Genomic DNA, 15,076 nt, shown 5'->3' with positions numbered 1-15,076 from the left:
AAATCAATCGGGTCCTAGGGGGAAATCACCACGTCAAAGAAGACAGAGTCATCTTCGCCCGGTTCATATGTCCCCGTGCAATCCCAGCGTAGCGGTCCAACATATCCTGCCACATTGTTGGTTGGCTGTGACACAACGCAAATGAGGTTGTTGCCCAATGTTGTCGGCGAGGCGATTGGCGAAGCGAGCGCCGTGTATGACGGTGTCTTGTCATAGATAATCACGTTGGTCGCCGGAGCACTGCTTGGGTTGCGCAGGTAGATCTGGTAGCGCAAGACATCTCCAATCGCACCGCCATTGGACGCGCCTTCTGGGGTGTTTTGGGTGATGTTGCGTACGGTTTTTCTCAGTTCAAGCCGCCCAGCGCCACCGCCAGCCACGATCCGGTCGGTATTTTGGCTGGTGCTGACAACGGTTGTCGCGCTCAGTGCGGTAGATGCCACCAAATCGTATGTATAGCTGCTACCGGGGCCGATGCCTGAATTGGCGGTCACACGCGACACCAGACACAAGCGGTCTCCGGCGGACACCGTGATCGGAGCGTTTATCGGTGTGTCAGGTGTCGTATCGCAATCGGTATCGCGATAGAGCGTCGCACTAAAGCTATTCGGCGGAGCCATATTCGGATTGGCATAGCTAAACGTAACCGTACCCGATGTGAAGGCCGTGTATTCGTGCTGGAGTGTCGCGACTTGCCCGCTTTCGACGCTGGCTTCTTGATCGCGGGTGAGCGTCGGTGCACGTACAATCCCGATATTGAGGCCAGAGTAATTGCTACTCGCATCAGGGGTGAAGGTGAAATTGCCATCATGTGGGTCGCTGTTCGCCAAAGCTGGCAATCCGCTGTCATTTTCTGAAACCGTGATAAAGCCGGGCAGGGGTGCAACGCTGACGCTCAGCGGGCCGGAATAACTGCCATCCAATGCATATGCCCAACTGCCATCTGCGGCGATGGTCGGTGTGGCGATGACTGATCCCGAACCATCTAAGATCGTCAAAGTCGCGCTTTGAGTGCCAGTCTCGGACCCGTTAACGATGGCGTCATGGGCTGTCCCGCTATTCACACCGTTGTCGATAAAGACCCGACCAGACAAAAGCCGTTCACCATTATCGAGAGCGACTGTGACGGATGCTTCATCATCATCTGGAATTCCGTCGCTGAGGTCATCAGTTGCGGTCCCCACAGATGGGTCGCTATCGGGATCATCGACAGAGCTAAAGATGATCTCTGCGATGTTGGTGTGGTTACCACTGCCCAACATCGTCACAGTGATCCGCAAGGTCTTGGTTTCACCGATGGCAAGCCCGCCAACATCCCAGCGCCCGGTTGAGGCGTTGTAGGTATTGCCCTGCGATGCCGCGTCATCCGAAACATAGGCAAAGCCGCTCGGTAGAATATCGTTCACCAACACGCTGGCAACTGAGGCAGGACCGCTATTTGTGACGCTGATCACGAACTCTAGCTCGGTACCTTCGGCAGCAGATGTTACGGTAGCACCATCAGAGGTTCGTTCCACAGTTTTAGTGATCGACAGATCTGCCTCGCCGGGGGCAAAACCAAAGTCCAGTCCGCCGCGCGTACTGCCCGCAGTTACACGGATTGCAGTGAGCGGGTTGGGTGTCACGCTTTGATAGCCTGCAGGCATATCAGCATCGGCATCTTCGACCTCGATACGGTAGGTGTTCAAGGCGGAGAGATTTTCGACCAGATAGCTACCGTCGGCAGCAGTGACGACAGAGGTAACCAACACATCATCTACAATCGTGCCGGGTGTCCCGTTGTCGTTGTAGATATCGACCGAGATATTGGGAATGCCGGTTTCACCATTGTCAAAGGCGCCAGAGCCATCGGTGTCTTCGTATACCGTGCCGGCCAATGCGCCTTCTGGGGGCAGCGGGCCCAACCGAGACGGGCAGCCAGCGCCATCGTTGCGGAACTCTTCGCTGATGGTGATCACGCTAATCAACTCGCGATTGCCTGTGCCATTACCCTGAATGCCAACGTCAACTTCGTACATCTCATTCGAGGTGTTTTGGTTCACATACATCCGACCATAGAAATCAAACCAGATTGCGCCATAAGCTTCGGTCCAGATTGCAGGGCCGAATTCAACAGGTGTCCGTGTGCCGGGGGCACCATCCGCAGGATCAAAGTAGAACAACCGATCCGTCACATGGTTCACACCATAGATCATACCGTCATTGGGGTTAAAGGCGATGTCGAATGGATCAACCGCAGAGGTCAGCGTCACAAGCCCCGCATCAATTGGATTCGTCGGGTCGGTGATATCAAGGAGTTGGAAATCATTGGTCCCTTGGACCCGGTAGATCATGATCCCGTTCGACAGAATATCGCCCGAGTTATAACCGGTCGCGGCTGTCGGTGGCAGTGTTGAGACAACCGTAAATTTGCCAGTTGAATCGAGCTGTACGAGGTCGCGTTCAAATTCGCGCACACCGTAAAACAGGCCGTCAACTGCGTTATAGCCCCAACCACCGTTATAGGCGACCCCTGCGGGTGCACCGACATTGGTGGCGTCGATCGTGTAACCGCCTGATCCGTCTTCGCTAAAGACGAGCCGCTGCAACTGGGAATCCACTCTTGCGACACGGTAGAGTGTACCGTCGCATTCGAATGGCACCGCCCCAGCCGAGAGCACAACCTCGTAGTCTTCGACCTCACCGTCAAAGTTGAGCCCGTCAAATGGGTCCGACACCAGCGCGCTCGAGGTGGACCAACGCAAACGGGCGTAAGTATATCCGCTGCTAATGGTATTGGGGACGGTCACATCAAAGCTAATCTGGTTGTTGAAAATCCCGTCAGTGTCGCCGATGCCACCATCACGGTAGTTCGTGGCAACTTGTTCAGATGGCTCAAAGGTGCCGTTCTGATCAAAGTCGATCCACGCTTGCAGGTTTGTGACGCCACTCGTGACGGGGATGCCCAGCGCGTATTGTAAACTAAGTGTTTCATGTGTCTGGACTGTTACGGACACAGTGGTGCCGACCTCAAACACTGGGAAAACAGCGACAGAATCTTCATCATCTGCACCCGCGAAGTCATCGGCGTCCGCATCGACACTATTCTGTGGATCCGTTTCAGAGTCAGGAATACCTGCCCCAAGGAAAATATCATCGACAATGATATGACGTGGATCGCCATAGCTGGCTGGCGCGTCGCCGCGGTCAACCAGATCAGCTGCAGCAATAACCAGCGAATAGTCCTCGACTTCTCCGTCTGGGGCGAAATCCGTGGGTGATAGGCCTGGGCTGGTTGAATAGCGGAAACGCGCAAATGTGGTATCCGTAGTGGCGTCTGTTGGCACGGCAACGTCAATTTGGATGACACCGTCACCTGCGACATTGTCAAAGGCGGAACCATCGTCTCTGAGGTCGGTTGCGATACGTTCGCCCAGCGTTTGTTCAAACAGGCCATCGCCATTAAAGTCGATCCATGCCTGAAGTGTCCCGTTACCGGTAACGCCGACATCCAGTGTGCTGATTGTCCCTTGCGTCAGGATGGGGAACGATACCGCGTCTTCATCGTCGATGTTGAAAACATCGTCAGCCGTCGCTGTCGCGTCAGATTGCGCAACGAGTTCTGCGTCGGGTGGAACCACGCCGAGATAGATAACGGGCGTATCGGGGACGCCATGCGACGCCGTGAGGTAGCTGGGCGGCGCATCACCGAAATCAAATCCATTACCATCGTAAACCGATATGGTGACCTTTGCCCGGTCGCAATCCGTTGTATCCGTGGCATCGCAAAGCAGATATTCGATAAAGTAATTGCCAGCAGGTACACCATCGGGAACGACCACGCGGCCCTCATCGACACCACTTGTCACCAGCGTGGGAACCAAAGCACCCGTGGTGACAGGCGTGGCCTCTGAGATCACACTAATTGTTGCGTTGAGGAACGTTGCGGGCAGTCCGTTGATGGTGTCATTTGCCATGACCTCACCAGTGGTGCCACCACCAACAGAGTTGATCGGAGTTGCGGTGTAGTCATCATCTTCGGCGACCACAGTGGGCGAAGTATTGGCAATCGCACAGAGCAAGATACCAGATCCCCGGGTCGCGGGATTTATCGAAGTGCCAGTGTAGCCGTGAATGAAGGTTCCTTCTTGGAACGAGTCGAACTCGTAAGTGACGTAGTTGTCAAAGGCGGTCTCGTTTGGCTCGTCGGTCCAGTTGGTTGGGTCACCCGTTTTTGCGGGGTCCATGGCAATCGCAGTGCCAGCCGCTGGAAACGAAGCGAGTGGTGCAGTGTTGAAATGCGTGAGCGTGGTGGGGGTAAGAGAGACGCCAACAACGTCTGATGAATCGTCACCAGCACCGCGGCTATCGACGTCAGTTTGTTGCACGATCACGCCGTTGATGCGGCTTAGCTCGATTGGGGTACCCTGCGGGTTTGACGGTGTCGCGGAACCATCCTGCACTAGCCGCAAGCTATAGGTCACGTATCCGTTGTCGGCCGGAACCATCCGTGCCTCTAGACCGCTGCTAATCTCGACGTTGATAGCGTTGCTGATTTCTTGCAACTGCATTACGATATCAATTGGGTTCCCATTGGTGTCAAATGTGACGTCGTCATAGAGGAAAATGTCAGAGGTCGTCGGTGCCGCCGCACTGCCTGGACCAGCCAGTTGTGTGCGTGTTTTGCTGAAAACCGACTCTGGTGAGCAGGTCTGTGGACCAGGCTCGCCTGGCGGTGTGATTGTAACGACATTCAAGTTAGCCGTATTTGACTGTAGACGCGTTGCAAAAGGTTGGCCAATCGCACCAATCCCGGCAGTTGCGTTACTATTTACTGAACCAGTAAGCGCATCCGCAGGCGTGATCGTATAGGGGGCTGTACAGGTTACTGTGCCACCCGGCGCGACAGGTGCCGTAATGGCTGGGCAGGTCACCGTACCCAGTAAATCATCTTCGATAATCAGGTCTTGTCCGGTGTTAAATGGCAGAGCCCCGTTATTGGTGACGACATATTCATAAGTAACTGAATCGCCGGCCAATCCTGTCGTCGGTGTCACAGAACGGCTAAGCGAAATCGACTGATCGACATTGAATGCAATATCTCCAAGAACACCTATGCCACGCGCGGCTGGATCTTCTCCTAGAAAGAGCGGGCGTACATTGCCAATTGATTCATCGTAAAAAATGGTCGTTGACGACGTATCGTTGGGGTAGGTCGCTATGATCGTTCCGGTGTCGTCGTTATTCGACGTTGGTGATGCTCCAAAACCGTCGACATAAATACATTGCGCTTGGTTCGCAGCCAGTGCCCCGGTCCCGCCAGAGCCCGGACCCGGACCAACCAACACCGTCGGCGTTGCAGATGCAACGGTCAAGAGTGGATTACCGTTGTTCCCGGTCAAAGTGACAAAGTCGCACCGATCGGATGCGTTGTTATTATCTGTCGCGTCAATATCCAGAACTCTGAGCTCTAACCCATCGACGGGAAACACGATACCGCCCGATGAAAAGCTAAGGGTTGTACTGACTGTTGCATCCCCAACATTCGCTGAGCCGACGGGTGCATCTGACACCAAAATTAGGCTTTCGACGTTGCCGCCAAAGATGACGTCATCGTTTGGTGAATTAGCGGGTCCATAGCTCTCAAAAATGCCTGACATTTGGATTCGTGAATCAATCTGAAACCCATATTGGTCAGTCAATGTATAGGTATTTGGACCCAGTGACCCTTCGGGCCAATCTATAACGCTCCAATCAAACGTGAAATCACCAGCATCAAGCCGATCTGGCGTCACCAATGCGCTGCTCAGGCTGAGCGCGGCAAGAACCGCAATCGCTTTGCGGTCGAAGCGTTTCGGAAAAATCGTTTTCTGCGTAATCGTCACGATGGTAACCTTTCTGTCTGCGTTAACCCACCAACGCAGCATGATTTTAGTCTATCGCTCGTCCGTTGGAATTTAAACTCAAGATTGAGTTGATGAATGAATGGACGATCCAAACCTGATATCAATCCTAGTAAATTGCCAAGCCAATCCATAAAGTGCGGATGCACATCCTCTGGGTCATTTGAGTAAATAGCTATACTTTTGCATAGTTTTTGGCGATCTCGTCAGAAGTAGGGTAAAATGCAGATCTCCGAGGCTATTGCACCTATTAGTTGATCGAATAAAAATTTGCCCCCGGGCAGGGCAGGCCGGGGGCAAATACAACGCTCTGAGGTCGGTACTGGTGTCGTCGCTATTCTGATACGCGGGGGAAGAGTTTTATCCGAATATCGAAGACATTTCCCGGTTAAATGTGGACCAGCTGATGGTTGCTCGGTTGCCAGCATAACCATGATAGGCTGATCGTCCGGTACTTGTGGGCAGTCCAGCCCAGACCTTGGCGAGGTTGTTCATAAAAGCGGTACGGTTCATGCGCCCATCCACAAATTCCTGGAACCCTGCATCATGGAGCAAGATCCACGCAAGATTATCCTGAAGTTCGGCACTAAAGCGCATGTTGTGTGAATAGCCTGCGCGATACATCAGATCTCGCAGAGTGGAGGGGATAAATTGGTAGCGACCAATGGCATGCGGTTGCCCGGGCGTATCATCGACCCAAGCGAGAACCTGACCGACTGTCATTTCCGTCGGCAGTGACGGGGGCAGGCGTCGTGCCCCTTGATGAATGGTATCGTAGCCGCGTTGGTCGGCCTCGGCATAAGCAATGAGCGACAACAGCCGAGAGATCGGGCTGCCGCTTGTTTGAAGTGAGGAGGGGGCAGGAACGACTTGCCGTGTTGTCGGCGCACGGAGTTTACCTGCACGGGCGGCAGCCCAAAACTGCGAGGTCGATGCTGTATCCCATTCAAAATTTACGTTGATGGGTACCATTGTTACCGAGGGGCGCGGCTGCGCATGTGCCATGCTCCCCGAAATCAAACAGGCTGAGACCATTAAATGCCAGTTCAAACGTTTCATGGATGTACCTTTACCGCGTCTACTAAAACCCTTCGTCTCGTTCAGGTTGCCATGGGACATCACAAATATCTTGTCAGGGGACGGATAGTTGAAACGGATAAAGGATAGCCCTATCGCCTTTCGGATAGGTTTCAGACGGGATCGACGAGCTTTGTCATTTCCAGTAGTTGCTGGCGGGTCTCAATCCAGCAATCCTTTGCACGCTTTAAATTTTGCTCGACCGACGGTGAGTCAATCGATTGGCAAGCCTGTTCTACACGACCCAGAATTGAAACAATTTTCGTCGCGCCAAAGGTGCCGAGAGACCCCATAAGGCGGTGCGCTAAAGGTTCGATCTGATCCAGCGGAATTCCAGATTCGATTTGCCGAAACGCCTCGTCAAATTCGTTTTCCAATTTGACAAGATGCTCGTCAAAGCGCGCCGGGCCAAACAAGTCGAGCATGTCGTTCAAGACCGAATGGTCTATGAGATCACCAGCAGGCGCTGGGGGTTCGTGTGTTTTCGCCGCCTCAGTGATCGGCACCAACGCGCGTTCCAGCGTGCTGCGCAGAGTTTCCATGCGCACTGGCTTCGTCAAATAATCTGACATCCCGGCCTCTCGGAAGCGCGCCCGTTCGCTAGGCTGCGTATGTGCCGTCAACGCCACGATATAGGCATCCGAGCTCTTGCCGTCCGATTCGAGTATCTCGCGGGCAGCCGTGACGCCATCCATGACAGGCATGCTGATATCCATCAAAATCAGGTCAAACGCATGTTGGTTGGCCAGCATCACGCCTTCTTTGCCGTCATGCGCCTCGACGACGCGATGGCCGAGGTTTTCGAGCATCTCGCGCGCGACAAATCGGTTAATTTGATTGTCCTCAACTAAAAGAATCGAGCGATGATCAGCTTTGCCTCGGTCGAGGGATGGCGTGGGTTTCGGTGTGGCGGTCTCGGTGTGGCTTGTTTCACCCTCAATCATCTGTAGCGGGACGGTAAACCAGAACGAACTGCCTTCTCCGACGATGCTTTCGACACCGATCTCGCCGCCCATTGCCTTAACAAGGCGTTTGCAGATGCCAAGTCCAAGGCCAGTGCCGTCAGCACGTCGGCTGTACGACGTATCAAGCGCAACAAAATCGTCAAAGATCGTGTTCAACTGATCATCGGGGATGCCGATACCGTTGTCGGTGACCCGGAACTCAATCATCTCGCTGTCGTGGGCACCTTTGAGCGTACTTAGAGAGAATTCAATGTCGCCATTAGAGGTGAATTTGAGAGCATTGCCAGCAAGGTTCATGAGTATCTGACTGATCCGGAACTGATCACCGATGATCTTTTGCCCTGGAGCAAAATCACAATTCACCGAGACATCATTTCCCTGAGAGGCCGCTAAAAGCTGGCTGCCTTCTGCCATCTCTTGCAAAAGAGCAACAGGCGAGAAGCGATTGCTCTTGAGCGTTAGTTTTCCGGCCTCAAATTTGGAGATATCCAGAACGTCATTGATGTGACGCAACAGAAACTTGCTCGATTTCTGAGCGACTTCGACATAGTTGCGCTGCTTTGGTTTGATGTCACTTGCCGAAAGCAGATCAAGCGTTGCCATGATCCCATTCAGCGGTGTCCGCATTTCATGGCTCATTACTGCAAGGAACTCGGTCTTGGCCTTATCTGCTGCGAGGGCTTCGTCGCGGGCAGTTGTGAGTTCGCGTTTAGCCGTTTCACGCTGTGAAATATCACGTAGGAACGATACAAATATCATCCCGTCTGCACCTGCTGACGATGCGACCGACACTTCAATAGGGAATTCGTGCCCATCTTTATGCTGGGCCACGATCTTGGAGAGGCCGCTGCCGACAAAACCTGTACCTTCGTCAGAAAAGAGCCGGGCAAAGTCGGCGCTCCGTTCTTCGTGGCTTGAGGCTGGGCTAATCAAATCTGAAAGTGTGGCGCCAATGGCCTCCTTTCTTGCATAGCCAAAAATGCCAACGGCTGCATCATTATAGTCTAAAACAGTACCCGCTTCATCTGTCACGATAATCGCATCCAGTGAGGCCCCAACGATGGCTTGCAATCTGACATTGGTGAGCTTGTGTTGGTGACTTTCTTCTTGTGCGCTTTCAAACTGACGAAAAAGAACGGACAGCGACGCAATGAGAAATACAATCAGGGAAATGGCAAGCACCGATATCTGGTAGAGCAGGGACGATGCATGTTCGCGGTGTTCGTCGGCTTCTTCTGCAAAGCTTGTAATTCCGTCGATTGCAATTTGGCGGGCATCGGCGCGTAGATCGCGCAGTTCGTTCGCCATAATAAGGGTGCGCGCGGATAATTCTGTATCCGGCCCGTCAATGGTTGGCGTGTGAGTGACCAAAAAGGTTTCGATCTGTTGGAGCGCCGCGAGAGTGGTGGGGTTGACGCGAATGATTTCAAAAGTGCGGCCCGAACTTAACGCATTGTAGCGACTGTACAAAACATCAAACCGACGGCGTACATCCGTCACGGTTGTCGGGGCGACCGGGTTATTGAACCGATCAAGCGAATCTTGAAAGGTAAGCATATCTACCTCAAGTTGTGATAGGTTCCATTGAATATTATCGATCGACGCGCGTCTCAGGTGATGGATTTCATTGCGGACTTGGGTCCCCAGTGTAGAGAGAACGGCAATCGACAATAGCGTAATCACAGCGAGAAGCGCGACTTTACAACGGTGTCGCGTGCATTTGCAGGTCAATGCACCCGCTAAAAAATTCGAGATTCGTGCCGAAACAATCATGCTGAGACTGCCACAGGATGCGCAGTTTCATTGTTCACGCGCGCAGACGTTGGACCAATGCCGCGCCAGCCCGTTCGGCCACGCGATGCAGCGGATGATAGGATACCATTCTTGCACAGCAGAAGTTTTGATGTACGCGTTAACAAATTACTCTCCAAGTCTATATTTCTGCCTTTGGTTGTATTGACCCCGTGTTAAGATCGTACCTAAACTTATTGGTATAGATGTTGAGGAGACATCGAAATACTCTCCATGGGATAGTTCTGTACACGTTTGGATAGGTAAATTGCGTAGGCGAACAATATGCGTCCAAAAGTAAACAGGCTATTAATATGGTATCGCGTTTAGTCCGAATGGTGACGAGTATAGGGGGCTGTGCTCTGGTTGACGCTCGGAATGTTAGTTGGAAAGAGGATAGTGATGAAGATTCTGATCGCTGATGATCATGATATGGTACGCGAAACAATGGCCCTATATTTGCAACAAGAGCAGGGCGTGCAAGTTGCGCAGGCAGCCTGCCTTGACGATGCGCTAACCGAAATTGACAAAAGCTCCCCGATGGCGCTTGTTTTGCTAGATTATGCGATGCCGGGAATGAACGGATTGGCCGGACTGGAAAGGGCGCTGGAAACCAACGATGGTCGGCCAGTTGCATTGATTTCTGGTTCAGCAGATAAATCAATTGCTGAGAAGGCGCTCAGCATGGGGGCGGCTGGTTTCCTGCCCAAAACGATGGCGGCAAAGTCATTGATCAATGCCTGCAAGTTTATGGCGATGGGCGAGATTTACGCGCCACTGGATTTCATGACGGCGCAAGAAGAAGAAAACAGTGCGACCAGTCATCTGACCGAACGTGAAAAGCAGGTGCTCAAGGGGATTACCGAAGGGAAATCCAACAAGGAGATCGCCCGCGATACGGATCTCAAGGAAGTGACCGTAAAGCTGCACGTCAAGACACTCTGTCGGAAACTACAGGCCAAAAACAGAACGCACGCTGCGATGATTGCACGTGATCAATATATGGTCTGAACGGACAGTTAAGGCCTGACTTACTTTTCGGGCATTTCTTCAACGCCTCGCAGATCTTCTCGCGGGGCGTCTTTATTTGTTGAGATCGAATTTTAGACCAAAGGTCCAAAGATGGGCGAAGTCACCCATTTCGACGTCGCCCGGTAAATACTGGATAAAGGCTGGTACCGCTTCGTGCGTTAGCTCCAGCCCGACAATTGGAATGATATCAGACTTACCGACGTTGATGGGTACTTCATCGCCAGAACCCGGATAATGGGCAAATCCAAAGAACGGGTGGAGATCAAATCCAGCTTTGCTCAGTTTCAAGAAATCTGAAGTGAATGAAATAGAAGTGGATATTTCCGACATGCTATTGCGGTGAACCCCAACACGTGGATTTGCGATATCACAGTCCCACGACAGAAAGACGCCAGGGTTGAATTCATTAAAGTCCTGCTGCGCCTGAATGTGATGAGACCCGAGCAAAACCGCCACGCCGTCAGGCTGAAGAGGGCGACATCCACCCGCGATCACAGGGCTTGCGCTCAAGAGTGCAATCGCAGTTGCTAAAAGTCGGCGGGTCATGATTGCTCCTATTCGGGTTAACAGGTCTTACTAGAGATGGTCACGGGCTACATCATATCACGTGCGTTGGTTCAATGGTGACATGACAGTTTCACACGGTAGGAGCGAGTTGAGGCATAGTCACGTCGCACATCCGTATACTCCGATAGCCTTTCGTATAGTTCTCTCGTGGTCTGGTTGTCAAAAACGGACTCTGTTTTAGCCGTTCTTGCGTTGCGCACATGTGACAAATGTCACAAAGCCCAAAATTTGCTGAGAATCGCGGGAAAGCGTGTTCGGTAAAGCAATTTAATATCAGCAGGTTGTGTCGCTGCAATTGCGCCGTGCGGGCGCCTTGTTTCTGCCCGAATGCCTGTCGGTTTGGGTATCTCTATCTACACTTTCGGATAGTTATGAGCCGAAAGATACGCGCTGTGTCCTTTATTGAGGATATCGCGCGGTCACGTTTTCGCGAAATCTAGAGGCATCGAAAGCACACGTTTGAGTGGAGCTTTCTCGCGAGTGTATATGCCGGCGCGCGGCCGGCTGTTCAAAAAGGAAGAGATACAATGTCTATGCCTCATTTGGTTAAAGTCGTGACTGTTTCATTTGCTGCTTTGGTGTCAGTCGCGCCGCAAACTGTCGCGGCTCAAGAGCTGGTAAGTACCGCAGACTTTAAGATCGTTGAAGTCGATGCCGCAGGCGAAGAAACACTAGTCGCACGCAGTGAAGTGCGCCCTGGCGAGACGATCGAATACGCGATCACCCACAGCAACATGACAGAGGGCGATATTTCGGGATTGTCTGTTTTCGCGCCAATCCCCGACGGTGTCACGCTTGCTCTTGGAACAGAGTTCTCGAGCGTAGACGCGATCTTTGAAATTCAGGCCGAGATTGATCCGGAGCTGGAAGGGTTGGAATGGTCCACCTTGCCAGCTTTTCGCACTGTGATTGCAGAAGACGGATCAAAATCCCAAGAGCCTGTTCCCGCAGACGCGATTGCCGCTGTCCGCTGGAATTTGGAATCCACCTTAGCTGGTGGCGAGACGACGCTGAACACCTATCGGGTTGTCGTCAACTGAGAGGGCGAACCCCGCTCAGTTGATCGGGTTTGTCATTTTTAAATCGTAGAAAGGTAAAAGATAGTGAAACAGCAACGAAAAATCCTACTGTCTAGTAGCGCTCTGGTCGCTGCAACGCTTGTCGGATCGGCCGCATTTGCGGCGCCGCCCGATGCGGGTACGGTCATCGGCAACCAAGCGGTCGCAACCTATACCAATGCTGCTGGTGACACGATCACAGTGACGTCGAACAAGGTGGAAACAGTTGTTCAGCAAGTCGCAGGTGTGACCATTACTTCAGATAACACTGAAAACATCGCACCCGGTGGTAAGGCGTTCCTGCCGCATATCATCACCAACGATGGTAACGGTCCAGACGCATTTACGTTGACAGCAACCGAAGGCGCCGGTGGGTATGACTTCGACTCTGTCACGTTCTATGCGGATGCTGACATGGATGGTGTCGCTGATAACGCAACACCCATTACCCAGACCCCGACACTTGCTGCTGGCGAACGGTTTGGTGTTGTCATTGATGCAACTGCACCTTCGACAGCGACAGCTGGTCAGTCTGAAACTCTGACTGTTGCTGCAGCCAGTATTTTGACCGCAGCGGTGACGTCTTCGAACGTTGATACATTGACGGTTTCTTCAGCCGCTATCATGGAATTGGTCAAGTCGATGGTCGTCGACAAGAGCGCAGGCGATCCGAGCATCGTTGACGCGGGCGATACCGTTACAATCACTTTGACCTACACCAACACTGGTCTTGCAGCTTCGACGGCTTACTCAGTCGAAGATATCATTGACGCTAACCTGCCATTCACATCGGGTTCCGCACAATGGTCAGACCGTGCCGTAGCTGGTGGTTTGGACGAGACCAACGGGACGGGTGTTGATGCGACAAACGGCTCTGGCGAGACAATCGTCTTTGAGGTCAATACTGCAACAAACACAATCGACTTTACTATCTCAAACGTTGATCCAGGTCGGACAGGCTCGGTCACGTTTGAAACTACGATTGGTGCGCTGGCAGATGCGGGTTTGATCGAAAACACTGCAACGCAGTCTGACGTGAACGGCGCGTTCCCTCCGTCAAATACGGCCTCTGTCGAGGTTGATCCGCAGTATGCGCATGTGATGGATGACACCTACACCCAAGCTGACACCACTGTTGTTCGTTCTCTGACCGACGATGGCGCAGCGGGTGACGACGAAGTCACCGAAACGGGTGATGTTTCACAAGGTGGCGTGATCGCGTTTGAGTTCGTTATCGGTAACGACTCGAACAAAACAGATAGCTACACGCTCGACTTTGCGAACACTGACTTCCCTGCGGGTACGTCGTTCCGCTTTGTTGGTGCTGATGGGGTTACACCTATCGTCGGAAGTGTCGGTCCTCTGGCACCGGGCGAAGCAACTAAGGTGACATTGCTAGCAACACTACCTAGCAACACTGCGCCGACGGCTGCGGGTGCAACCAACTTTACCGCGACTGTTGATGCGATTTCAGAGGCATCGGGTCAGGTGAATAGCTCTACTGCTGAATTCACTGGTGCGGTTCAGGCAGCCTCAGTTGATCTCGAGAACAGCGTTGTTGGTTCCGAAGGTGACGGTGCTGCGCCGACAAATGGCGGCAATCCATGGGTGACAACGAACACCGATCCTGGTGTTGCTGTGAGCTTCCCAATGTCCATCGAAAACCTTGGGCCAACATCCGACAGCTATAACCTGTCGCTTGCGGCACCGCTGCCTGCGGGCTGGTCGTATGAGTTCCAACTGGCCGATGGCACAGTTGTAACCAATACGGGCACAATTCCATCAGGAAGCACCGCTGACATCGTTGTTGTCGTGACACCAGAAGATGGTGCAGCGCCACAAGATGTGCCGTTTGAGGTTGTTGTCAGCTCGCCTGTCTCTGGTCAAAGCGATAGCATCGTGAACCAAGTTACAGTCAACGAAGTTGTCGATGTCGCGATTGTGGCAAGCCAGACAGTGCAAGCCGCCCCAGGTGGTGTTGTCGATATCCGTCACACGATCACCAACGAAGGTAACATCACAATTACCGAAGGTGCGATCACCCAAACGGGACTGACTGACTTCTCGGGCGCGATCTATTGGGATCAAAATGCTGATGGTGTCTTGGATCCTTCTGATCCGGTAATCGACAACATTGATGACATTGGTGGCTTGGCCGCAGGTGCAACAGCAGCGTTGATCTACCGCGTGCAGGCTGGCTCTGTGCCGGGATCATCGGAAATCGGAACGCTGGCCCTTGCGACGAGCTTGAATAGTGCATCGGTAACTGACGGTGATACCGCAGACAACGCTGTTGAAGACCGCATCGTCGTGGTTTCGGGTGACGTGACACTGGTGAAAACACAAGCCATCGACCCAACCTGTACGGGTGCTGTCGGTGCGTTCTCAAAAGATCGTCAAGACGTGGAGCCGGGTCAATGTATCCGCTACCGTGTCGAGGCAAGCAACACAGGTACAGCCCCAGTTGCAAATGTGGAAATTAAGGACATTGTGCCTGCTTACACCACATTTGAAAACTGCGGCGGCGGTTGTGATGCAGCAGTGACACCAGTTGCAACGAGCACGGTCACCACTGCGACTGCTCCGAACATCTCGAGCACACACGGCACTGTAGAGCCGGGCAGCTTTGCGACGCTCGAGTTCACAGTGAAAGTGGACGAGTAGGGGGCTCTTTCCACATGAAATCGTTCCTTCCGGCCCCGGC

General features: G+C 52.9%; 7 protein-coding genes. 3 read left to right on the top strand and 4 right to left on the bottom strand.

Annotation, left to right across the window (positions count from 1 at the left end; translation table 11 throughout):
- Positions 1-14: 14 nt before the first annotated feature.
- The 3 genes from TW80_RS05220 to TW80_RS05210 form a co-directional block, all read right to left on the bottom strand.
- Positions 15-5,864 (bottom strand): GEVED domain-containing protein, encoded by a 5,850-nt coding sequence (locus TW80_RS05220; RefSeq protein WP_239450490.1) that lies wholly within the window; start codon positions 5,862-5,864, stop codon positions 15-17.
- Between the two features lie 378 nt (positions 5,865-6,242).
- Positions 6,243-6,941: a hypothetical protein gene (locus TW80_RS05215; protein WP_157033212.1), complete on the bottom strand. Its 699-nt coding sequence runs from the start codon at positions 6,939-6,941 to the stop codon at positions 6,243-6,245.
- 131 nt (positions 6,942-7,072) lie between these two features.
- Positions 7,073-9,481 carry a hybrid sensor histidine kinase/response regulator gene (locus TW80_RS05210; RefSeq protein ID WP_162197153.1) on the bottom strand — a complete coding sequence of 803 codons (2,409 nt, stop codon included), beginning with the start codon at positions 9,479-9,481 and terminating at the stop codon, positions 7,073-7,075.
- 636 nt (positions 9,482-10,117) lie between these two features.
- On the opposite strand from TW80_RS05210, the gene TW80_RS05205 reads away from it, so the two are divergent.
- Positions 10,118-10,726, top strand: a complete 609-nt coding sequence (locus TW80_RS05205) for a response regulator (RefSeq protein ID WP_204218469.1) — start codon at positions 10,118-10,120, stop codon at positions 10,724-10,726.
- Positions 10,727-10,798: 72 nt separating this feature from the next.
- Here TW80_RS05205 and TW80_RS05200 read toward each other — a convergent pair whose 3' ends face one another.
- Entirely contained in the window at positions 10,799-11,293 is a 495-nt protein-coding gene (locus tag TW80_RS05200) for a hypothetical protein (RefSeq protein WP_045996238.1), read from the bottom strand.
- A gap of 548 nt (positions 11,294-11,841) precedes the next feature.
- On the opposite strand from TW80_RS05200, the gene TW80_RS05195 reads away from it, so the two are divergent.
- Both TW80_RS05195 and TW80_RS05190 read left to right on the top strand, forming a co-directional pair.
- Positions 11,842-12,354 carry a hypothetical protein gene (locus TW80_RS05195; RefSeq protein WP_045996237.1) on the top strand — a complete coding sequence of 171 codons (513 nt, stop codon included), beginning with the start codon at positions 11,842-11,844 and terminating at the stop codon, positions 12,352-12,354.
- A 63-nt stretch (positions 12,355-12,417) separates the two neighbouring features.
- Positions 12,418-15,036 carry a DUF11 domain-containing protein gene (locus tag TW80_RS05190; protein ID WP_045996236.1) on the top strand — a complete coding sequence of 873 codons (2,619 nt, stop codon included), beginning with the start codon at positions 12,418-12,420 and terminating at the stop codon, positions 15,034-15,036.
- The last annotated feature ends 40 nt before the right edge of the window (positions 15,037-15,076 follow it).

This window comes from Loktanella sp. S4079 (assembly GCF_000967725.1).
Taxonomy (GTDB): Bacteria; Pseudomonadota; Alphaproteobacteria; order Rhodobacterales; family Rhodobacteraceae; genus Yoonia.
The sequence above is the reverse complement of the archived record's forward strand: the minus strand, read 5'-3'. Positions and strand labels throughout refer to the sequence as shown.